The 19,519-nt window shown below is 72.2% G+C and carries 18 protein-coding genes; 12 read left to right on the forward strand and 6 right to left on the reverse strand.

What is annotated here, in order from left to right:
- The first annotated feature begins 34 nt into the window (after positions 1-34).
- The 5 genes from OG782_RS20640 (at position 35) to OG782_RS20660 (ending at position 6,547) form a co-directional block, all read left to right on the forward strand.
- Entirely contained in the window at positions 35-1,645 is a 1,611-nt protein-coding gene (locus OG782_RS20640; RefSeq protein ID WP_406453052.1) for an FAD-dependent monooxygenase, read from the forward strand.
- Positions 1,646-1,687: 42 nt separating this feature from the next.
- Positions 1,688-2,956 (forward strand): 3-deoxy-7-phosphoheptulonate synthase, encoded by a 1,269-nt coding sequence (locus OG782_RS20645; RefSeq protein ID WP_406453054.1) that lies wholly within the window; start codon positions 1,688-1,690, stop codon positions 2,954-2,956.
- 120 nt (positions 2,957-3,076) lie between these two features.
- Positions 3,077-3,844 carry a 2,3-dihydro-2,3-dihydroxybenzoate dehydrogenase gene (locus tag OG782_RS20650; RefSeq protein ID WP_406453056.1) on the forward strand — a complete coding sequence of 256 codons (768 nt, stop codon included), beginning with the start codon at positions 3,077-3,079 and terminating at the stop codon, positions 3,842-3,844.
- Positions 3,845-3,941: 97 nt separating this feature from the next.
- Positions 3,942-4,598 (forward strand): isochorismatase family protein, encoded by a 657-nt coding sequence (locus OG782_RS20655; protein ID WP_406453058.1) that lies wholly within the window; start codon positions 3,942-3,944, stop codon positions 4,596-4,598.
- Positions 4,595-6,547, forward strand: a complete 1,953-nt coding sequence (locus OG782_RS20660; protein ID WP_406453060.1) for an anthranilate synthase family protein — start codon at positions 4,595-4,597, stop codon at positions 6,545-6,547. Before OG782_RS20655 ends, OG782_RS20660 begins: the two co-directional genes overlap by 4 nt.
- Positions 6,548-6,557: 10 nt before the next feature.
- Here the strand turns inward: OG782_RS20660 and OG782_RS20665 are convergent, their stop codons facing one another.
- Both OG782_RS20665 and OG782_RS20670 read right to left on the reverse strand, forming a co-directional pair.
- Positions 6,558-7,958 (reverse strand): NAD(P)/FAD-dependent oxidoreductase, encoded by a 1,401-nt coding sequence (locus tag OG782_RS20665; RefSeq protein ID WP_406453062.1) that lies wholly within the window; start codon positions 7,956-7,958, stop codon positions 6,558-6,560.
- 60 nt (positions 7,959-8,018) lie between these two features.
- Positions 8,019-8,693 (reverse strand): rhomboid-like protein, encoded by a 675-nt coding sequence (locus tag OG782_RS20670; RefSeq protein ID WP_406459174.1) that lies wholly within the window; start codon positions 8,691-8,693, stop codon positions 8,019-8,021.
- A gap of 33 nt (positions 8,694-8,726) precedes the next feature.
- Between OG782_RS20670 and OG782_RS20675 the strand changes: the two genes are divergently transcribed.
- From OG782_RS20675 to OG782_RS20685, 3 genes are read left to right on the forward strand one after another with little or no spacing between them, the layout of a single operon-like run.
- On the forward strand, positions 8,727-9,629 hold the full coding sequence (locus tag OG782_RS20675) for an aminoglycoside phosphotransferase family protein (RefSeq protein WP_406453064.1): 903 nt from the start codon (positions 8,727-8,729) through the stop codon (positions 9,627-9,629).
- Positions 9,630-9,660: 31 nt separating this feature from the next.
- The gene (locus tag OG782_RS20680; protein WP_406453066.1) at positions 9,661-10,131 is read left to right on the forward strand and encodes a GNAT family N-acetyltransferase; all 471 of its coding nucleotides are present in this window, start codon (positions 9,661-9,663) and stop codon (positions 10,129-10,131) included.
- Between the two features lie 57 nt (positions 10,132-10,188).
- On the forward strand, positions 10,189-10,890 hold the full coding sequence (locus OG782_RS20685) for a pentapeptide repeat-containing protein (protein ID WP_406453068.1): 702 nt from the start codon (positions 10,189-10,191) through the stop codon (positions 10,888-10,890).
- A gap of 102 nt (positions 10,891-10,992) precedes the next feature.
- Here OG782_RS20685 and OG782_RS20690 read toward each other — a convergent pair whose 3' ends face one another.
- The 3 genes from OG782_RS20690 to OG782_RS20700 form a co-directional block, all read right to left on the reverse strand.
- The gene (locus OG782_RS20690; protein ID WP_406453070.1) at positions 10,993-11,490 is read right to left on the reverse strand and encodes a hypothetical protein; all 498 of its coding nucleotides are present in this window, start codon (positions 11,488-11,490) and stop codon (positions 10,993-10,995) included.
- A 92-nt stretch (positions 11,491-11,582) separates the two neighbouring features.
- Positions 11,583-12,218: a response regulator gene (locus OG782_RS20695; protein WP_406453072.1), complete on the reverse strand. Its 636-nt coding sequence runs from the start codon at positions 12,216-12,218 to the stop codon at positions 11,583-11,585.
- Positions 12,215-13,552 (reverse strand): sensor histidine kinase, encoded by a 1,338-nt coding sequence (locus OG782_RS20700; protein WP_406453074.1) that lies wholly within the window; start codon positions 13,550-13,552, stop codon positions 12,215-12,217. Before OG782_RS20700 ends, OG782_RS20695 begins: the two co-directional genes overlap by 4 nt.
- 179 nt (positions 13,553-13,731) lie before the next feature.
- Here OG782_RS20700 and OG782_RS20705 point away from each other — a divergent pair, with 179 nt between their 5' ends.
- The 4 genes from OG782_RS20705 (at position 13,732) to OG782_RS20720 (ending at position 17,569) form a co-directional block, all read left to right on the forward strand.
- Positions 13,732-14,289 (forward strand): heme-binding protein, encoded by a 558-nt coding sequence (locus OG782_RS20705; RefSeq protein WP_406453076.1) that lies wholly within the window; start codon positions 13,732-13,734, stop codon positions 14,287-14,289.
- A gap of 25 nt (positions 14,290-14,314) precedes the next feature.
- Positions 14,315-14,929: an ankyrin repeat domain-containing protein gene (locus OG782_RS20710; RefSeq protein ID WP_406453078.1), complete on the forward strand. Its 615-nt coding sequence runs from the start codon at positions 14,315-14,317 to the stop codon at positions 14,927-14,929.
- Positions 14,926-16,065, forward strand: coding sequence for a hypothetical protein (locus OG782_RS20715; RefSeq protein ID WP_406453080.1), 1,140 nt, complete (start codon positions 14,926-14,928; stop codon positions 16,063-16,065). Before OG782_RS20710 ends, OG782_RS20715 begins: the two co-directional genes overlap by 4 nt.
- A 76-nt stretch (positions 16,066-16,141) precedes the next feature.
- Positions 16,142-17,569, forward strand: a complete 1,428-nt coding sequence (locus tag OG782_RS20720; RefSeq protein ID WP_406453082.1) for a M1 family metallopeptidase — start codon at positions 16,142-16,144, stop codon at positions 17,567-17,569.
- A 28-nt stretch (positions 17,570-17,597) separates the two neighbouring features.
- Here the strand turns inward: OG782_RS20720 and OG782_RS20725 are convergent, their stop codons facing one another.
- Complete coding sequence (locus OG782_RS20725; protein ID WP_406453084.1) at positions 17,598-19,181, reverse strand: M4 family metallopeptidase; 1,584 nt, start codon at positions 19,179-19,181, stop codon at positions 17,598-17,600.
- Between the last annotated feature and the right edge of the window lie 338 nt (positions 19,182-19,519).

A 19,519-nucleotide genomic window follows, 5' to 3' on the forward strand; every position in this document is an offset into this window, starting at 1 on the left:
GTTGTCTCCCCGTGCCGATCCCGCAGGAGCATCCGTGCCCGACCACGTCTCGTCACTCCCCGACAGCGCGCCCGTCCTGATCGTCGGGGCCGGGCCGGTCGGTGCGACCCTCGCCCTCGAACTGGCCCACCACGGTGTGCGCAGCACCGTCGTCGAGCGCTCCACGACCGTCTCGGCCCATCCCAAGATGGACTTCATCAACGGCCGCAGCATGGAACTGCTGCGCCGCCTCGGTGTGACCGAGGAGATCCGCCGCCGGGGGGTGGCACCCGACGAGCCGTTCGACTTCCACTGGATGACCGACCCCGCGCAACCGCCCGTATCGGTCTGGGAGTACCCCTCGGTGGCCGGGCTGCGCGAGAAGTCCGCCGGCGTCACCGACGGCTCGGCGCCGCTCGAGCCGTACCAGCGGCTCCAGGGCTCGCTGCTGGAGGACGTCCTTCGCCGGCAGGTGCGCGAACACCCGCTGGTCGACCTGCGGGAGGGGTGGGACCTGCTGGACCTGAGCGACGACGGGGAAGGCGTGTCGGCGCGGCTGTCCGATGTGGTGCACGGCACCGAGCACACCCTGCGCGCCTCCTATCTCGTGGGCTGCGACGGCGGCGGCAGCACGGTGCGGCGGTGCGCGGGCATCGCGACGCAGCAGAGCGGTCCGGCCACCCGCCACTGCGACGTCTATTTCCGCAGCGAGGACCCCGCCCTGTCCCGTCACGGGAAGTTCTTCCTCACCATCACCGCCGGCGGGGCGACGCTGGTGAACCGCGACGGCGGGCGCACCTGGACCGGCACGTTCGTACTTCCCGACGGGGAGCCCGAGCCGGACGAGCCGCTGGCCGTCGTCAAGGAGCGGCTGGGTTTCGGCTTCGCCGTGGACGAGGTGCTCAATGTGGCGTACTGGTACGGACGGCTGGCCGTCGCGGACTCGTACCGGCGGGGGAGGGTCTTCCTCGCGGGCGACGCGGCGCACCAGTTCTACCCGACCGGCGGGCACGGGGCGAACACCGGTCTCGGTGACGCCTTCGACCTCGGGTGGAAGCTCGCGGCCACGCTCGACGGCTGGGCCGGGGCGCGCCTGCTCGACTCCTACGAGGCCGAGCGCCGGCCCGTCGCACTCTTCAACCGTGAGATGTGCGCCAACCTCCTCGCCGTGTGGATGCGCTTCCCGCAACTGGCGGCCGCCGGCGCCTCCCGCCCCCAGCTCGCCGCGTACCTCGGCAGGGAGAGCTTCCAGATCGACAACGTGGGCATCCACTTCGGTCACCGCTACGGCGGCTCCGGGGTGATCCGGCACGAGGACGGTCCCGAGCCGGACTGGCAGTGGGACTCCATCGTCCCGACCACCCATCCGGGTGGCCGCGCGCCGAACGTGTGGCTGGGGGACGGCACACCGCTGTTCGACCGGCTGGGAACGGGTTTCACCCTGGTCGACCTGTCCGGCGAGAACCGGGGCAAGGCGCTGGTGGAGCAGGCGCGGCGCGGGGGCGTTCCGTGCTCTCTGCTCACCGTCGACGACGACGCCGTACGCACCGTGTGGGAGCGCGATCTGGTGCTGGTGCGGCCCGACCACCATGTGGCGTGGCGGGGCGACGTGGCCCCGGCTCCCCGCGCCTGGGACGAGCTGCTGGGGCGGTTCACCGGCAGCTGAACGGTATACGCAACGACGCACTCAACCAACGGGGGAAGAGCGATGTCAGGAATAGCCGACCGGCCCGGTGCTCCGGTCGACCCGACCGGCTTCAGGGGTCCGGCGGGGGACGGCCCCGGATCTGAGGATGTGTGGGGGGAACGGGAGGAGCGGGAGGCCCGGCAGCAGCCGGACTGGGAGGACCGGGAACTGCTCACGGGGGTGCGGCGGCAACTCGCCGGCTCGCCGGCGCTGGTCCGCGTCGAGGACACCGACGCGTTACGCGGCCTGCTGGCCGGCGTCGCGGCGGGTGAGCGCCAGGTGGTCCAGGCCGGCGACTGCGCGGAGGACCCGGCCGAGTGCACACCCGGTGACACGGCCCGCAAGGCGGACCTGCTGCACGCGCTGGCGGCGGTGGTCCAGAGCGTCTCGTTCGGGCCCGTCCTGCGCGTGGGCCGGATCGCCGGCCAGTTCGCCAAGCCGCGTTCCCGCCCGACCGAGATGATGGGCGGCCAGGAACTCCCGGTCTACCGCGGGCACATGGTGAACGGCCCGCAGCCCGAACTCGCGACCCGCCGCCACGATCCCGCCCGGATGCTGGCGTGTTACGAGGCCGCGAGCAGCACGATGGAGTACCTCGGGTGGTCCGGCGGGGAGGAACAGGGGCGCTCCGGCGCCCGGCGGTCTTCGGAGCCGCGGGTGTGGACGAGCCATGAGGCGCTCGTGCTGGACTACGAGGGCCCGCTGGTGCGGCGCACGGACGACGGGCGCCTGCTGCTCACCTCCACGCACTGGCCGTGGATCGGCGAGCGGACCCGTCAGCTGGAGGGCGCCCATGTCGCGCTCCTGGCCGGCGTGGTGAACCCGGTCGCCTGCAAGGTGGGGCCCTCGATGACGCCCGGTGAGGTGGCGGCCCTGTGCGAGCGCCTCGACCCGGAGCGCGAGCCGGGCCGGCTGACGCTCATCGCGCGGATGGGCGCCGACGCGGTGAGCACGAAGCTGCCGCCGCTGGTGGAGGCCGTCCGCGCGTCCGGCCACCCGGTCGTCTGGCTGACCGACCCCATGCACGGCAACACCGTCAGCGGCCCGGACGGTCTGAAGACCCGGCTCGTGGAGACGGTGCTGCGCGAGGTGCGGGCGTTCCGGTCGGCGGTCCGTTCGGCCGGCGGCGTGCCCGGCGGGCTGCACCTGGAGACCACCCCGGACGAGGTCACCGAATGCGTGGCCGACCGCTCCCGGCTCGATCAGGTCGGGGTCAAGTACACGAGTCTGTGCGATCCACGGCTCAATCCCCGCCAGGCCGTCGCAGTGGCCGCGGAGTGGCGCGGCTGAGAGCCGGCGCCCGGACATCTGACTCCCAACGAACAGCGCATCCCGATTCCCTTACGGATGAAGGGAATCGTGCGTCCGGTCGAGTTCCGTACCGGACCAGGCCAACGGAGGTTCGTAAGGATGGAAGGCAAGACAGCGATCGTCACCGGCGCGGCCGGCGGGATCGGCGAGGCCGTGGTCCGCAGCCTGTGCGAGCGGGGGGTACGGGTCGCGGCGGTCGACAGGGAAGCGGACAGGCTCGACGAGACGGTGCGGCGGCAGGACCCGGGAGCGGCCGTCGAGGCGTTTCCCGCCGATGTGACCTCCGCCGGGCAGGTCGAGGAGCTGGTGGCAGCGGTGGAGCACCGTCTGGGGCCGGTGGACTACCTGGTCAACGCGGCGGGAGTGCTGCGGCTCGGTGAGGCGCGGAAGCTGACCGGCCAGGACTGGGCGGACACGTTCGCCGTGAACACCACGGGCGTCTTCCACATGTCCCGTGCGGTGGTCAACCGCATGGTCGGACGCGGCCGGGGCGCGATCGTCACCGTGGCCTCGAACGCCGCGGGAACGCCCCGCACGGGCATGGCCGCCTACGCCGCCTCCAAGGCGGCGACGACGATGTTCACCAAGTGCCTGGGCCTGGAGGTCGCCCGGTACGGCATCCGCTGCAACGTGGTCGCGCCGGGCTCCACCGACACCACGATGCTCAGCTCGATGTGGCAGGACGAGAGCGGCCTGCGGGGGACCGTCGACGGCCGCCCCGAGGAGTACCGGGTGGGCATCCCGCTGGGCAGGATCGCCGCCCCCGCCACGGTGGCGGACTCGGTCGTCTTCCTCCTCTCCGACCAGGCGTCCCACATCACGCTGCACGCCCTCACCGTCGACGGCGGCGCGTCGCTCGGCGTCTGACCGTTCAGGTCCGGCGCGGTACGCACAGCACAGCCTGTGCCGGTCCGCCGCGGAATCCCGGCGGACCGACAAGTTCTGAATCACGCGGGAGGCGTGCATGTCCGGCATACCCACTGTCCACTCGTACCCCATGCCCACCCAGAGAGACCTGCCCCGGAACACGGCGTCCTGGGTGCCAGACCCCCGCCGCGCGGTCCTGCTCGTGCATGACATGCAGCGGTACTTCCTCAAGCCCCTGCCCGCGGGCAGGCCGCCCCACAACGAACTGGTCACCCATGCGGGGCGGCTCCGCGAGCGGTGTACGGAGGCCGGGATGCCCGTGGCCTACACGGCGCAGCCCGGCGGGATGGACGAAGAGCAGCGAGGGCTCCTGAAGGACTTCTGGGGCCCGGGGATGCGCCCGGCCCCCGCGGACCGCCAGGTCGTCGACGAACTGACGCCGGCCCCCGGGGACCGGGTGTTCACCAAGTGGCGCTACAGCGCCTTCATCCGGTCCGGGCTGCTGGAGTGGATGCGCGAGTCCGGCCGTGACCAGCTCGTCCTGTGCGGGGTCTACGCGCACGTCGGTGTGCTGATGACGGCCGTGGAGGCCTTCAGCCAGGACATCGAGACGTTCCTGGTCGCCGACGCGGTCGCCGACTTCTCGGAGAAGTACCACCGGATGGCGCTGGAGTACGCGGCGGAGCGCTGTGCGGTGGTCCTGACCACCGACGCCGTCGTCAGCGCGCTCGACACGGTGGTGACGGCAGGATGAGCCCGCAGGCAACCCCCGCACCACAGGCAACCCCCATACCGCAGGCAACCCCCGCACCGCAGGATCTGCTGGACCGCGTCCTGGGCGTCGAGCCACCGCCCTTCGCGTTGCTGTACCGGCCCCAGGCGACGGGTCCCGGGCTGCTGGAGGTGGTGACCGGTGAGCTCTCCACGCTCGACACCCTGGCGCAACTGCCGGTCACCGACGGGCCGGTGGGCCCGGGGCGGGCGGCGCACGAGGTGCTGGCGCTGCTCCCGTACCGCCAGATCGCGGAGCGAGGCTTCGCCTGCACCGACGACGGCGAGCCCCTGCTGGCCATGACGGTCACCGAGCAGACCGTGCTGACGACCGGCGAGGTGATGCGCCGGATACCGAAGGTGCCGATCGAGATCACCGGCAAGCACTTCGACGTGGACGACGAGACGTACGCGCAGATCGTGCGACGGGTGATCAAGGAAGAGATCGGTGAGGGCGAGGGGGCGAACTTCGTCATCCAGCGCTCGCTCGTCGCGGACATCGACGGCTACACGCTCGCTCACGCCCTGTGCTTCTTCCGGCGGCTGCTGGAGGGCGAGCAGGGGGCGTACTGGACGTATCTGGTGCACACCGGGGAGCGGACCCTGGTCGGTGCCAGCCCGGAGCGGCACATCAGTCTGCGCGCCGGGGTCGCGGTGATGAACCCGATCAGCGGCACCTACCGCTACCCGGCGACCGGGCCCACGCTGCCCGGCGTGATGGAGTTCCTCGCGGACCCCAAGGAGACCGACGAGCTGTACATGGTCGTCGACGAAGAGCTGAAGATGATGGCCCGGATCTGCGCCGGCGGCTGTCGTGTCACCGGGCCGCACCTCAAGGAAATGGCCCGGGTCGCGCACACCGAGTACTTCGTCGAGGGACGCACCACCCACGATGTGCGCGACATCCTGCGCGAGACGATGTTCGCACCCACCGTCACCGGCAGTCCGCTGGAGAGCGCCTGCCGGGTGATCAGCCGTCATGAGCCTCGTGGGCGCGGCTACTACAGCGGGGCCCTCGCACTCGTGGGGCACGACGAGGAGGGCGGGCGCGCCCTCGACTCCTCGATCCTCATCCGTACCGCCGACATCGACGCCGGCGGCCGGCTGCGCATCGGCGTGGGCGCCACGCTCGTACGGCACTCGGACCCCGGGTCCGAGGTCGCGGAGACCCACGCCAAGGCCGCCGGGCTGCTCGCGGCGCTGGAGAGCGACCGCCGGCCGGGCTTCGGCGCACATCCCGACATCAGCGCGGCGCTGGCCCGGCGCAACGACACGATCGCGGGGTTCTGGCTCGCCGAGGGTGCCGGCCGCGAAGGCCCCGACCCGGCCCTCGCCGGCCGCACGGCCCTCGTCATCGACGCCGAGGACACCTTCACGTACATGCTCGACCAGCAACTGCGGGCGCTGGGCCTGGACGTGAGCGTCCGCCGCTATGACGAGCCGTACCGCCTGGACGGGCACGACCTCGTGGTCATGGGGCCGGGGCCGGGAGATCCGCGGGACAGCGACCACCCGAAGATCAGCCGCCTGAACGCCGCGACCGACCGGCTGCTGGCCGGCCGGCAGCCCTTCCTGGCGGTCTGCCTCAGCCATCAGGTGCTCGCCGCCCGCCTCGGCCTGCGCCTGGGACGGCGCGAGGTGCCCAACCAGGGCGTGCAGAAGGAGATCGACCTCTTCGGGAGCCGCGAACGGGTCGGCTTCTACAACGCCTTCGCCGCCTGGAGCGACACGGACGAGGCCGACTGCGAGGACGTCGGCCCGGTGGAGATCAGCCGTTCACCGGCCACCGGGGAGATCCACGCCCTGCGCGGGCCGCACTTCTCCTCCCTGCAGTTCCACGCCGAGTCGCTGCTCACCCAGGACGGCCCGCGGATCCTGCGCGAGGCGATGACCCGCATCCTGGCGGAGCCCGCGTACAGCAGGCCGGGGTGAGCGGGCGGGCTCAGCCCCGCCCCGACAGCCGGTCGGCGATCTTCGCGATCGGGTCGGTGCCGGGGCGCGGGGAGGTGAGTTCGCGGCGGTCGGCGACGCGGTAGGCGGCGTACATGCCGTGGACGCCGAGCCAGCGGAGGGGTTCGGGCTCCCAGCGGCGTACGCGGTGGTTGACCCAGGGGAGGGCGGTCAGTTCGGTGGGGCCGCACTGGCCGGAGTCCTGCTGGATCAGGTCGCGCAGGGTGCGGGCGGCGAGGTTGGTGGTGGCGACGCCCGAGCCGACGTAGCCGCCGGCCCAGCCGAGGCCGGTGGAGCGGTCCAGGGTGACCGTGGCGCACCAGTCGCGGGGGACACCGAGGACGCCGGACCAGGCCTGGTCGATGCGGGTGCCGGCGGTGGTGGGGAAGAGGCGGACCAGGAGTTCGCGCAGGGCCTCGATGGTGGCGGGCTGGGTGCGGCCGTCGTTGTCGGTGGCGGAGCCGTAGCGGTAGGGGACGCCGCGGCCGCCGAGCGCGATGCGGTTGTCGGCGGTGCGCTGGGCGTACATGTAGGCGTGGGCCATGTCGCCGAGGGTTTCCAGGCCCTCCCAGCCGATGGTGTCCCAGAGGGCGTCGGAGAGCGGCTCGGTGACGATCATGGACGAGTTCATCGGGAGCCAGGTCCGCCGCTGGCCCTTGAGGCCGGCGGTGAAGCCCTCGGTGCAGCGCAGGACGTAGGGGGCGCGGACCGTGCCGTAGGGCGTGATGGCGTGCTTGGGCTTGATCTCGGTGACGGGCGTCGACTCGTGGATGGTGACGCCGAGTGCCTCGACGGTGTCGGCGAGGCCCTTGACGAGTTTGGCGGGGTGCAGACGGGCGCCGTGCGGGGTCCAGCTGGAGCCGACGGCACCGGTGACATGGATGCGTTCGGCGGTCTCGCGGGCGCCGTGCAGGGTGCGGTCGGTCTCGCCGAAGGCGGTCTCGGCGGCGTGGAAGGCCTTGAGGCGGGCGAGCTGGGCGGGCGTGCAGGCGACTTCGAGGACGCCGCCCCGGTGGATGTCGGCGTCGATGTTCTCCTCGGCGGCGACCCGGATCACCTCGGTGACGGTGTCGTTCATGGCCTGCTGGAGGCGGACGGCCGCGTCGCGGCCGTGGAGCTTCGCGTAGCGGTCGCGGCCCGCGATGCCGTTGTAGAGCCAGCCGCCGTTGCGTCCGGAGGCGCCGTATCCGCAGAACTTGCCTTCCAGAACGGTGATGTTGAGGAAGGGAACGGCCTTCTTGAGGTAGTACGCCGTCCAGAGGCCGGTGTATCCGCCGCCGACGATGCAGACGTCCGCGGTGCTGTCGCCGGGCAGGGGTTCGCGGGGGGTGGGGGTGCCCTGGTCCGCGTACCAGAAGGATATGCCGCCGTTGACGGTGCTGACGGTACTCATGTCGCCCCTGCTTTGTCCGGGTGGCCTGGTGGCCGGGTGGCTGTGCCTGTGTGGCGGACGTTACTGGGCGGGGGCGGGTTTCGTCTCGTGCCGGGTGCGGGTCAGGGGGTAGCAGGCGAGGCCGATGAGTACGGAGGTGAAGTGGCCGATGTCGGTGAAGGTGGCGCCGGTGGCGAGGGGGAGGCCGTAGATGAGCAGGACGGCGAAGAGGTAGACGTACCGCCAGGGGCGCGGGACGTAGTAGGTGAGGACGGCGACGACTCCGGCGAGGGCGTAACTGACACCGACGTCGAGAGTGTTGGCGGCGGACGAGGGCGCGTGGCCGTGCCGGATGGCCCAGGCGAGGACGCCTTCGCTGACGAGGGTGGCCAGGACGTGCGCGGCGGCGGCGACGGTGAGCCAGCGCAGGGTGCCCAGGCGGCGCTCGGCGGGGGCGTGGAAGACGGTGTAGAGGACGGCGTAGGGGAGCCATGCGCCGCCGTCGATCCAGAAGGCGCTGCTGATGAGGACGCGCACGGGGTTCTGGGACAGTTCGTGGATGTTGGTGGAGCGCTGGCGCAGGAAGTCCTCCTCGAAGTCCGGTGACATCTGGTGGACGATGACCGTGGTGACGAAGAGGGCGGTCAGCCAGATGTAGGTGCCCGGTGCGCTGCGGATCCATGAGCCGGCGCTGCGGAGCCACGCGGCGGGGACGGTGCGGGGCCGTGTGGGCGGGGCGGGGTGGCTCGGGGTCATAGCCGATTGACGCACGCTCCTACGATCGTGGGCGTGATTGACATTCCGGATGCGCTGATCGCCACTCAGTCCAAGTACAACGGTGAGGCCGGGCGGGCGTTCATCGCCGCGTTGCCGGGCATGGCCGCGGACTTCCTGGAGCGGTGGGGGCTGCGCCGGGACGGCGACGCGTGGTACGGGGTGTGCGCCCTGGTCCTTCCGGTGGTGCGGGAGGCGGACGGCTGCCGGGCGGCTCTGAAATTGCAGACGGTGGACGAGGAGACGGCCGGGGAGCCGGTCGCGCTGCGGGTGTGGGGTGAGGCGTCGGCGGGCGCGGTGGAGCTGCTGGCGCACGACGCGGTGACGGGGACGATGCTGCTGGAGCGGCTGGACGGGCACCGTGCGCTGTCGGGCGTCGCGGATGTGCGGGAGGCGGTGCGGGTGGTCGCGGAGTCGCTGGCGGGGCTGACGGCGGTGCGGGCCCCGGCGGGGTGCGGTCTGCGCGGGCTGGGGGACGCGGCGGCGAGGATGCTGGGGGCGGCGCCCGGGACGGCGCGGTTGCTGGCGGACGAGGGCGAGCGGCGGCTGGTGCTGGACTGCGCGGCGGCGGTGCGGGAGGTGGCGGGGGAGCCGGGGGACCGGTTGCTGCACTGGGATCTGCACTTCGGCAATGTGCTGGCCGGGCCGGGCGGGCGGTGGGTGGCGATCGATCCGAAGCCGTTGGTGGGTGATCCGGGGTTCGAGTTGTTTCCGGCGTTGGCCAACCGGTTCGATGCCTCGGCGGTGGGCCGGCGGTTCGACCTGCTGACGGAGGTTCTGGGGCTGGACCGGGGGCGGGCGCGGGCGTGGACGCTGGGCCGGGTGCTCCAGAACGCGTGCTGGGGCGGTGAGAGCGGTGAGCGGCGGCTGGTTCCGGAGCACGCCGAGATCGCACGGCGGCTGCTGGGGCGGGGGTAGGGGGTGGGCCGGCGCTGCTTACGCTGCCCTCATGATTCGTACCGCTACTGCCGCTGATGTCCCCGCCATCCACGCGATGATCCGTGAGCTGGCCGACTACGAGAAGGCGCTGGACGAGGCGAGGGCCACCGAGGAGCAGCTGCGCGAGGCGCTGTTCGGTGAGCGGCCTGCCGCGTATGCGCACATCGCCGAGTCCGACGACGGCGAGAGGGTCGGTTTCGCCCTGTGGTTCCTGAACTTCTCGACGTGGCGCGGGGTGCACGGGATCTATCTGGAGGATCTGTACGTGCGTCCCGAGCGGCGCGGCGGCGGGCACGGGAAGGCATTGCTGACGGAGCTGGCACGGATCTGTGTGGAGCGCGGCTACGAGCGTCTGGAGTGGTCGGTGCTGAACTGGAACGCCCCGTCCATCGCCTTCTACGAGTCGCTGGGTGCGCGGCCGCAGGACGAGTGGACGGTGTACCGGCTGACGGACGGGGCGCTGGCGGAGCTCGGCGGCTGACGCGGGGGAACGTGCGGGTGGCGGGGCGTTGTCAGTGCTGTGCGTCACGATGGGGGCATGGTGCGCAGCGGCGGTAGTGGTGGCGGTACGGGCAGGAGCGGCAAGGGCGGTGTCGCCGGGGCACGGCGGCCCGAGGTGCGGCTGCCGCCGCTGGTGGAGTACGAGGGCGGCGGGCTGGAGCCGGACGGGGACTACGACGGCGTGCGGTTCGGGGCGGTGGATCTGGCGGACGAGTCGGGTCCGGGTGCCCGGTTCATGGACTGTGCGCTGGAGGGCTGCGCTCTGGACCGTACGGAGCTGGTCAGGGCCCGGTTCATCGATTCGGTGCTGACGGGGGTGCGGGGGGTCGGCACCGATCTCGCGGGGGCGTCGCTGCGTGATGTGGAGATCGTGGACGCGCGCCTGGGCGGGGTGCAGATGCACGGTGCGGTGCTGGAGCGGGTGCTGATCAGGGGCGGGAAGATCGACTACCTGAATCTGCGGAAGGCGCGGCTGAAGGATGTGGTCTTCGAGGGCTGTGTGCTGTCGGAGCCCGATTTCGGGGGTGCGCAGCTGGCCCGGGTGGAGTTCCGGGACTGTGTGCTGAAGCGGGCCGACTTCAGTGCGGTGCGGATGGAGTCGGTGGATCTGCGGACGGTCGCGGAGCTGGACATCGCGCGGGGTGTGGAGCGGCTGGCGGGTGCGGTGATCAGCCCGGCGCAGCTGATGGAGCTGGCTCCGGCGTTCGCGGCGCAGATCGGGGTGCGCGTGGAGGCGTGAGGGGGCGGCCGGGCCGAGGACCCCGGCCGGAGGCTTGAGGGGCGGCCGGGGCCGACCGGTCCGCCTGGTCCGCCTTGGGCCGCCTGGGCCGAAGACCGCTGGTCAGAGGCGGGGGAAGCGGGCCTGGAGGTCCCAGACCGTGGGGTTGTCGGCGAGTCCCTCGTGCATGTCGCAGAGGTCGGCGATGAGGTCGTGCAGGAAGTCGCGGGCCTCCCGGCGCAGCAGGGAGTGGCCGAAGGTGAGGGGCGCTTCTTCGGCGGGCATCCAGTCGGCCTCGACGTCCACCCAGCCGAAGCGGCGCTCGAAGAGCATGCGGTCGGAGGACTCGGTGAAGTCGAGTTCGGCGAACTGGCGGCGGTGCGAGCGGTTGCCGCGGGGGTCCTGGTCGATCTGTTCGACGATGTCGCACAGCGCCCAGGCGAAGTCGAGTACCGGCACCCATCCCCAGGCTGTGGATACTTCGCGGTCCTCCTTGGTGTCCGCGAGGTAGACGTCCCCGGAGAACAGATCGTGGCGCAGGGCGTGGACGTCCGCCCGTCGGTAGTCGGTCTGCGGGGGATCGGGGAAGCGCCGGGAGAGGGAGTAGCCGATATCGAGCACGGTTCGATGGTGTCATGCCCGGCGGGCCGGTTCCGCACCGGCGGATCACGGGCGGATCACCGGCGGATCACGGCGGCTGCGGGGCCGTCCGCTCAGGGCAGCAGCCGCTGCTCCTTGGCGACGGCGACGGCTCCGGCGCGGGTGTCGACGCCGAGTTTGTCGTAGATGCGGCCCAGGTGGGTCTTGACGGTGGCCTCGCTGATGAACAGGGCGCGGGCGATGTCCCGGTTGCCCAGGCCCTGGGAGAGCTGGCCCAGGATGTCGCGTTCGCGGTCGGTGAGGGTGGGCTGCGGTTTGCGCATGCGCGCCATGACGCGGCTGGCGACGGGCGGGGAGAGGGTGGTGCGGCCCTGGGCGGCCGAGCGGATCGCGGCGAAGAGTTCCTCGGGGCGTTCGGCCTTCAGCAGGTAGCCGGTGGCGCCCGCCTCGATGGCCCGGGTGATGTCGGCGTCCGTGTCGTACGTGGTGAGGACGAGGACGTGGCTGCCGGTGGCGGCGGCCACGATGCGCCGGGTGGCTTCGACGCCGTCGATGCCCTCGCCCAGCTGGAGGTCCATCAGGACGACGTCCGGGGTGAGCCCGGCGGCGGCGGCGACGGCCTCCTCGCCGCTGCCGGCCTCACCGACGACCTCGATGTCGGGTTCGCTGCCGAGGAGGGCGAGGAGCCCGGCGCGTACGACGGCGTGGTCGTCGCAGAGCAGGATCCGGACGGGCGGGTTCGTGGTCATACGGGGTCCTGGGGGGTGCGGGGGGCGGGGCGGGCGGGTGCGTCGCCGAGGGGCACGGTGGCGGTCACGACGGTGCCTTCCCCGGGTGCGGATTCGATGCTCAGGGTGCCGCCGAGCTGCCGCAGCCGGGCGCGCATCGCGGGCAGACCATGGCCGCGCACTCCGCCCGGAGGCACGGCGGGGGCGGCGGGCGCGAAGCCGTGGCCGTTGTCGGCGATGTCCAGGACGGTCCGGTCGTCGAGGTGGGTGAGGGTCAGGGCGGCCTCGGTGGCGCCGGCGTGCTCGGTGACGTTGGCCAGCGCGCCCTGGGCGATCCGCAGCAGAGCGGACTGCGTCCGGTCGGGCAGCACGGCGGGCGGTGCGCCCTCCACATGGCAGCGGACGGTGTGCCGGCCCTGGGCCTGGGCGGTCTCCCGGGCGGCGAGCGCGTGCAGCGCCGCGTCCAGGCCGCCGCCCTCGGCCAGGTCGGCGGGGGCCAGGTCGTGGACGAAGCGGCGGGCGTCGGCGAGGCCGCGTTCCGCGATGCCGGTGGCGGTACGGACATGGCGGCGGGCCGTCGCCGGATCGGTGTCCCAGGTGCGGTCGGCGGCCTGGAGCAGCATCTGCTGGCTGGACAGGCCCTGGGCGAGGGTGTCGTGGATCTCCATCGAGAGCCGCTGGCGTTCGGCGAGGGTGCCTTCGCGCCGTTCGGTGGCGGCCAGTTCGCGGCGGGTGCGGAGCAGGTCGTCGATGAGCGCGCCCTGGGTGACGGACTGGCGCCGCATATGGACGAAGACGGCCGTCGCCACGGCGGCCACGGCGGGCGGGGCGAGGACGAGGTTCGGGTCGAAGCCGTCGGCCAGCCGCAGTTGTGCGGCGACGACGAACAGCGTCAGCAGGGCGACCAGCGCGAGCGCGGCACGCGGCGGCAGGAGGTGCAGCCCGGTGTAGAGGAGCGGGACCGCGCACCACGCGAAGCTCGGCGCGAGGACGACCAGCACCATCCACACGGCCACGAGTACCCCGAGCCGGAGCAGGCTGCGCGGCGTCGGACGGGAGCCGAGTACGGGCCCGAGCACGTACAGGGCGGCCAGGGCGACGGAGAGGCCGATGACCCACGGGGTGCGGGGCTCGCCGGGGTGCCGCAGCAGGAACCGGGTCAGCGAGGCGCCGAGCAGCAGGAAGAACGCGGCGTGCATGAGCAGGGCCAGACCGCGGGTCCCGGGGTCACCGGCCTGGTCACCGGCCTGCAAGGCGCCCCGCACCGGACTGCTTCGCCGCTCCACCCCGTACCCCTTCCTCCGCACCGGGCCCCGCGCGGGGACCTGGGAACCGCCGCTGACCTGCGTGGACATTCCATCGTCACCCCGATCGGCCGCCCCCGCATCAACCGATCGGCCGATGGGGCCGTCAGCCGTCCTGCGCGCGCTGTCGAGCCGGTACGCCGACCGTACGGCCCCGGATCCGGCCGGAGGATTGATCTCGGAACGCAGGAACCACGCAACCACCCGATGCCACCGCTGAGGAGCCCACCATGAAGAAGATGTCGCTGCGCACCCGTGTCCTGACCGGTACCGTCGCCGCCGCCGCTCTGGGAGCCGGCACCTTCGGGGCCGTGTCCGCGAACGCCTCCGCCCCGGCCGCCACCCCCGCCGCCACCGTCAGGGCCGACACCGCGAACCGTGATCTCCAGCAGTCCACGCACCTGACCGTGGACGCCGCGACGAAGGCCGCGCAGGCCGCCCTCGACGCGGCGGAGAAGGAGAACCAGCGGGTCGCCGTCTCGGTCGTCGACCGCAACGGCAACACCATCCTGACCCTGCGCGGCGACGGCGCGGGCCCGCAGGCGTACGAGTCGGCCGAGAAGAAGGCGTACACGGCCGTGTCGTGGAACGCTCCCACCTCGGAGCTGTCCGGGCGGCTGGCCCAGACCCCGAACCTGAAGGACATCCCTGGCACCCTGTTCCTCGCGGGCGGCGCCCCGGTGCAGGTCAAGGGCGCCCCGGTGGCGGGTATCGGAGTGGCCGGCGCGCCCAGCGGCGACCTCGACGAGAAGTTCGCCCGGGCCGGCGTCGCCGCCCTCGCCAAGTAGTCGCGACCACCCACGGGAGACGGACATGAACGCCCTCGATCACCAGCTGCTCGACGCCGCGCGCACCGGCGACACCGATGCCGTGCGGACCGCGATCGAGGGCGGCGCCCAGGTGGACGTCCGCGACGAGGAGCTGCGCACCCCGCTGCTCCTGGCCGTCCACGGCGGCCATGCGGCGGCGGCCCGGCTGCTCGTCGAGGCGGGTGCGGACCCGGATGCGCAGGACCGCCGCGAGGAGAGCCCCTGGCTGGCCACGGGCGTCACGGGCAGCGTGGAGATGCTGCACGTGCTGCTGCCGGCCGGGCCGGACCTGAAGCTCCGCAACCGGTTCGGCGGCATCGCGCTGATCCCGGCGAGCGAGCGGGGCCATGTCGCCTACGTGCGGGAGCTGCTGCGGGTCACCGGCATCGACGTCGACCACGTCAACCGGCTGGGCTGGACGGCCCTGCTGGAGGCCGTGATCCTCGGCGACGGCGGCCGGGCCCATCAGGAGATCGTCGAACTGCTGCTGGCCGCGGGCGCGACGCCGGGGCTGGCGGACAACGACGGCGTCACGGCGCTGGCCCATGCGGAGCGCCGCGGCTTCACGGAGATCGCGGCGCTGCTGAGGGGCGCGCCGGACACCCGGGACACCCGGTGAGGGCCCGGCGGACGGTGCTCGCGCTGGCCGCCGCGGCCGTGCTCGCCGGCTGCGCCACGGAAGCCACGGAAGCCACGGACGTGACGGGGGCGCCGGACAGCCCGGGCGCGAGGACCCCGGCCGCGCAGGGCACCCCTTCCGTGCCGGCCGCGTCCGGGAACACCCCCGAGGGCACGCTGCTGGTCGCCGACTTCGGCGGGGACACGGTGAGCTTCGTCGATCCGGAGCGCGGCACCTTCGCCCGGGTCGAGGTCGGCACCGCCCCGTACGGCGTGGCGGTCGGTGCCGACGGCCGGGCCTGGGTCGCCACCGCAGAGGGCGTAGCGGTCCTCGACACGCGGACCCGCACCCGGCAGGCCCGTATCCCGTACGAGACGGAGACCGGGCCCGTCACCACGGGCGAGTACCGCGGCGGCGGCATGGGCATCGCCCTCGCGCCCGACGGCCGGCATGTCTACGTGGGCGTCAACGTCCCCGGTGCGAAGGGCGTGCTGGAGGTGATCGACACCGGGACGCGTGAGGTCACCGACACCGTCCCGGTCGGCCGCCGCCCCTTCGACGTGGACGTCTCCCGCGACGGCGCGGAGGTGTACGCCACGGGTCACGACTCCTTCGACGTGACGTCCGTGCGCACGGACACCCTGCGGACCCGGCGCATGGAAGTGGCCCCGTACGGCACCGAGGGCGGTCTCGGCTCCTGGCTGAAGCCGCACTACGCGGTGGTCCGCCCCGAGGACGGGAAGCTGCTGCTGCCGTTCGAGGGCGAGCGGCTGGCCGTTCTCGACCCGGCCACCGGCAAGGTCGCCATCGAACCGATGACGGCCGACACGCACCAGCACGGTGCGGCCCTGGCCCCCGACGGCACGCTGCTCGTCGTCGGTACGGGCCCGGTCGCCTCCGACGACGAGGACGCGTCGCTGACCGTGCGGAAGCCGGACGGCACCGAGCGCGTCATCGAGCTGGACGGTCCGCACGAGGACGTCGCGGTGTCCGAGGACGGCCGCACGGCGTACGTCACCGGCGGCTTCACCCGGGACGGGTACTGGAACGGCATCACGGTCGTGGACCTCGCCGGGAAGACTCCGCCGGTGCGGCTGGCGGCGGGTGAGAGGCCGCTGGGGATCGCGGTGCTCTGACGTCTGACGGCCCCCGGGCACGGGGGCGGACCGGTTCGTCCCCGTACCCCCGCATTCCGCACATAGGATCACCGGTGTGGATCAGCGACCTCCGGCACGCACACCTCGCAGGGCGGGGACCGCCGTCCTTCTCCTCTCCCTCGCCCTCCTCGCCCCCGCCTGCACCGCCGGAACCGGCGGTGTCGAGGGCAGGCCGGGCGCCTCCGGTCTGCGTGATCCGTACTTCCCCAAGCTCGGCAACGGCGGTTACGACGTCACGCACTACGGCCTCACCCTCGACGTCGACCCGGACGGGCAGACGCTGCGCGGCACCGCCGAGATCACCGCGCGTGCCACCCAGGACCTCAGTTCGTTCAACCTCGATCTCGTCGGGATGACCGTGGAATCGGCCACGGTGGAGGGGCGGCCCGCCGCCGTCAACCGGGCGGGCGGCGAGCTGACGCTGCGTCCGGACGCCGAGGTGGAGAGCCGGCTGCACCGGGGCAGGACGTTCCGTACTGTCGTCCGCTACTCCGGCTCCCCGCGGACCATCACCGACTCGGACGACTCCGAGGAGGGCTGGCTGCGGACCGCGGACGGTTCGGTCGCCCTCGGCGAACCGACCGGGTCGATGGCCTGGTTCCCGGGCAACAACCACCCGAGCGACAAGGCCTCGTACGACGTGTCCGTCACTGTCCCCGAGGGGCTGACGGCGGTCTCCAACGGGGTGTTGGCCGGCCCGCCCAGGACGGCCGGGGGCCGCACCACGTTCCGCTGGCACACCGCCGAACCGATGGCGAGCTACCTCGCGACACTGGCCGTCGGCCGCTTCGGGACGAGGACGACGACCATGGCGGGCGGCATCAAGGTGTTCACCGCCGTGGACCCGGAGTCGGCCAAGGCGAGTGCGCGGACCGTGGCCCGGGTCCCCGAGGTGGTGGCGTGGGAGGCCGAGCACTTCGGGCCGTATCCGTTCTCCGCCACGGGCGCGATCGTCGAGCGCAAGGGGGACGCAGGCTACGCGCTGGAGACGCAGAACCGGCCGTTCTTCCCCGGGCCGCCGAGCATCGGGCTGCTCGTCCACGAGATGGCGCACCAGTGGTTCGGCGACTCGGTCACACCCGAGAGCTGGCGCGACATGTGGCTCAACGAGGGTCTGGCGACCTACGCGGAGTGGCTGTGGGAGGAGGAGAAGGAGGACACCCCGGCCCAGGACTCCTTCGACGAGGCCTACGAGGACGACGCCAACTGGGCTTTTCCGCCCGCCGATCCGCCGAGTGCCGCGGACATCTCGGAGCAGCCGGTGTACGGGCGCGGGGCCATGGTGATCCACAAGATCCGTGAAGCGGTCGACGACGACGAGGAGTTCTTCGCGCTGCTCGCCGGCTGGACGAAGGCCCACCGGCACGGCAACGCCTCGACGAAGGACTTCACCGCCTATGTGGAGAAGGCGACCGGGCAGGATCTGACGGAGCTGTGGGACGACTGGCTGTACGGCAGGAGCCGGCCCGCCGCGGACGGCTGACCGGCTCCCGGAAGCAACGCGGTGGGCGTCAGCTCACGTTGACGCCACTCCAGGCGGCGCTGACCGAGGCGAGCTCGGCGCTGTCCGCCCCGTACAGGTCGGTCGCCGCCTTCTCGGTGGCCACCCGGGCGGCCGCGTAGTCGGTGGTCGACGTCATGTACTCGGAGAGGGCCTTGTACCAGATCTGGACGGCCTTGTCCCGGCCGATGCCGGTGACGGTGGAGCCGTCGGAGGTCGGGGAGTCGTAGTCGACCCCGTTGATGGTCTTCGCGCCGCTGCCCTCGGACAGCAGGTAGAAGAAGTGGTTGGCGACACCGGACGAGTAGTGCACGTCGAGGTCGCCGACGCTGCTGTCCCAGTAGTCGGCCGAGCCGCCGTCCTTGCTGGGCTTGTCCATGTAGCGCAGCGGGGTGCCGTCGCCGTTGATGTCGATCTTCTCGCCGATGAGGTAGTCGCCGACGTCCGTGGCGTTGTCGGCGAAGAACTCCACCGAGGTGCCGAGGATGTCGCTGGTGGCCTCGTTGAGGCCGCCGGACTCGCCGACGTAGTCGAGGTTGGCGGTGGCCGCGGTCAGACCGTGGCTCATCTCGTGACCGGCGACGTCGAGGCCGGTGAGGGCGCTCTTGTTGTCGGCGCCGTCGCCGTACGTCATGCAGAAGCAGGAGTCGTCCCAGAACGCGTTGACGTACGCGTCGCCGTAGTGGACCCGGGAGTAGGCGGCCTTGCCGTCGCCGGCGATGCCGTCGCGGCCGAGGGCGGACTTGTAGAAGTCCCAGGTCACCGCGGCGCCGTAGTGGGCGTCGACGGCGGCGGTCTGACGGTCGTTGCCGGTGCCGTCGCCCCAGGTGTTGTCGTCGTCGGTGACCAGGTCGCCGGTGCCGCTCTCGCCCTGGTTCAGGTCGTAGGTCTTGTGGCCGCCGCGGTCGCCGTCGGTCAGCTCGAAGCCCGAGCCGGACTCGGTGGTGGAGAGGTCGACCTTGCCGCTGTACTGGCTGTTGCCGACACCGGCCGTCTCGACCGCTTCGTAGCTGTGCAGCTTCTTGCCGGTGGTGGCGTCGGTGAGGGTGTGCACCCGGCTGGGGGTGCCGTCCTTCTGCACGCCGGTCTTCACGGTCTCCAGGGCGAGGACGGGCTTGCCGCCGCCCGCCCAGATGACCTTGCGGGCAGCCGCCGCGGTCTTGATCTTCGCCGTCGTGGACGGCACGGATATCTTCGCCTTGGTCGCCCTGGTGACGCTCTTGAGCTTGCCGTTGCTCGCGGTGTGGGTGACGAGGTCGCCGCCGAGGACGGGCAGTCCGGCGTAGGTGCGCTCGTAGCGGGTGTGGACCGTGCCGTTGGCGTCCTTGATCACGTCACGGACGATCAGCTTCTCCTTGGAGCCGAGCGCGAGGGCGCCGGCGGTCGAAGAGGCTTCGGTCTGGGCCGACTTGATGGCGGACATGCGCGCGGAGGCGCTGCTGAAGGCCGGAGAGGTGGTGCGGGGAGAAGCGGACGAACCGTCGCCGGGTGTGTTCGGGCTGGCGTTCGCCGCACCGGTCTGGACTCCTACGACGACCATCGCGGCCACGGCGGCCAGGGCTGCGGCGCGACGGGTGTTCATGTGGGGGGTCATGCTTTCTCCGTTGCTCGTTCCGTGGGGGGTTACGAGCGGAGAGCGTGCCACCGAATGACCGGGATTGACGGTGTACCAACAATTACCTCACATTTCTTTGACCAGTTCTTGTCCGACTGGGATGCGTTTGTGTCCGCTATCCGGCGGACTTCCGGCAGTTTCACAACACCGCGTGGCGAGTGCGCTGTTGGCGGCGATCAGTGGTATGGGCCGGTGCTGTGGGGCGGGCTGCATGGGGCCTGCTGTGCGGGGCCGGTGGCACGGGGGCGGTGGTGCGCGGACACGCCGAAGCCCCCGGCCGCAGGACGTTCGGCCGGGGGCTTCGGTGAAGCGGACGT

The sequence above is a fragment of the Streptomyces sp. NBC_00876 genome (assembly GCF_045207435.1).
In the GTDB taxonomy this organism is placed as follows: Bacteria; Actinomycetota; Actinomycetes; order Streptomycetales; family Streptomycetaceae; genus Streptomyces.

What these genes read in the sequence shown, in the direction of transcription:
- OG782_RS20660 (WP_406453060.1), top strand. Translation starts at nt 4,595, where the DNA reads ATGAGCCCGCAGGCAACCCCCGCACCACAGGCAACCCCCATACCGCAG.
- OG782_RS20705 (WP_406453076.1), top strand. Translation starts at nt 13,732, where the DNA reads ATGAAGAAGATGTCGCTGCGCACCCGTGTCCTGACCGGTACCGTCGCC.
- OG782_RS20725 (WP_406453084.1), bottom strand. Translation starts at nt 19,181, where the DNA reads ATGACCCCCCACATGAACACCCGTCGCGCCGCAGCCCTGGCCGCCGTG.
- OG782_RS20685 (WP_406453068.1), top strand. Translation starts at nt 10,189, where the DNA reads ATGGTGCGCAGCGGCGGTAGTGGTGGCGGTACGGGCAGGAGCGGCAAG.
- OG782_RS20655 (WP_406453058.1), top strand. Translation starts at nt 3,942, where the DNA reads ATGTCCGGCATACCCACTGTCCACTCGTACCCCATGCCCACCCAGAGA.
- OG782_RS20650 (WP_406453056.1), top strand. Translation starts at nt 3,077, where the DNA reads ATGGAAGGCAAGACAGCGATCGTCACCGGCGCGGCCGGCGGGATCGGC.
- OG782_RS20695 (WP_406453072.1), bottom strand. Translation starts at nt 12,218, where the DNA reads ATGACCACGAACCCGCCCGTCCGGATCCTGCTCTGCGACGACCACGCC.
- OG782_RS20710 (WP_406453078.1), top strand. Translation starts at nt 14,315, where the DNA reads ATGAACGCCCTCGATCACCAGCTGCTCGACGCCGCGCGCACCGGCGAC.
- OG782_RS20665 (WP_406453062.1), bottom strand. Translation starts at nt 7,958, where the DNA reads ATGAGTACCGTCAGCACCGTCAACGGCGGCATATCCTTCTGGTACGCG.
- OG782_RS20700 (WP_406453074.1), bottom strand. Translation starts at nt 13,552, where the DNA reads ATGTCCACGCAGGTCAGCGGCGGTTCCCAGGTCCCCGCGCGGGGCCCG.
- OG782_RS20645 (WP_406453054.1), top strand. Translation starts at nt 1,688, where the DNA reads ATGTCAGGAATAGCCGACCGGCCCGGTGCTCCGGTCGACCCGACCGGC.
- OG782_RS20680 (WP_406453066.1), top strand. Translation starts at nt 9,661, where the DNA reads ATGATTCGTACCGCTACTGCCGCTGATGTCCCCGCCATCCACGCGATG.
- OG782_RS20670 (WP_406459174.1), bottom strand. Translation starts at nt 8,693, where the DNA reads ATGACCCCGAGCCACCCCGCCCCGCCCACACGGCCCCGCACCGTCCCC.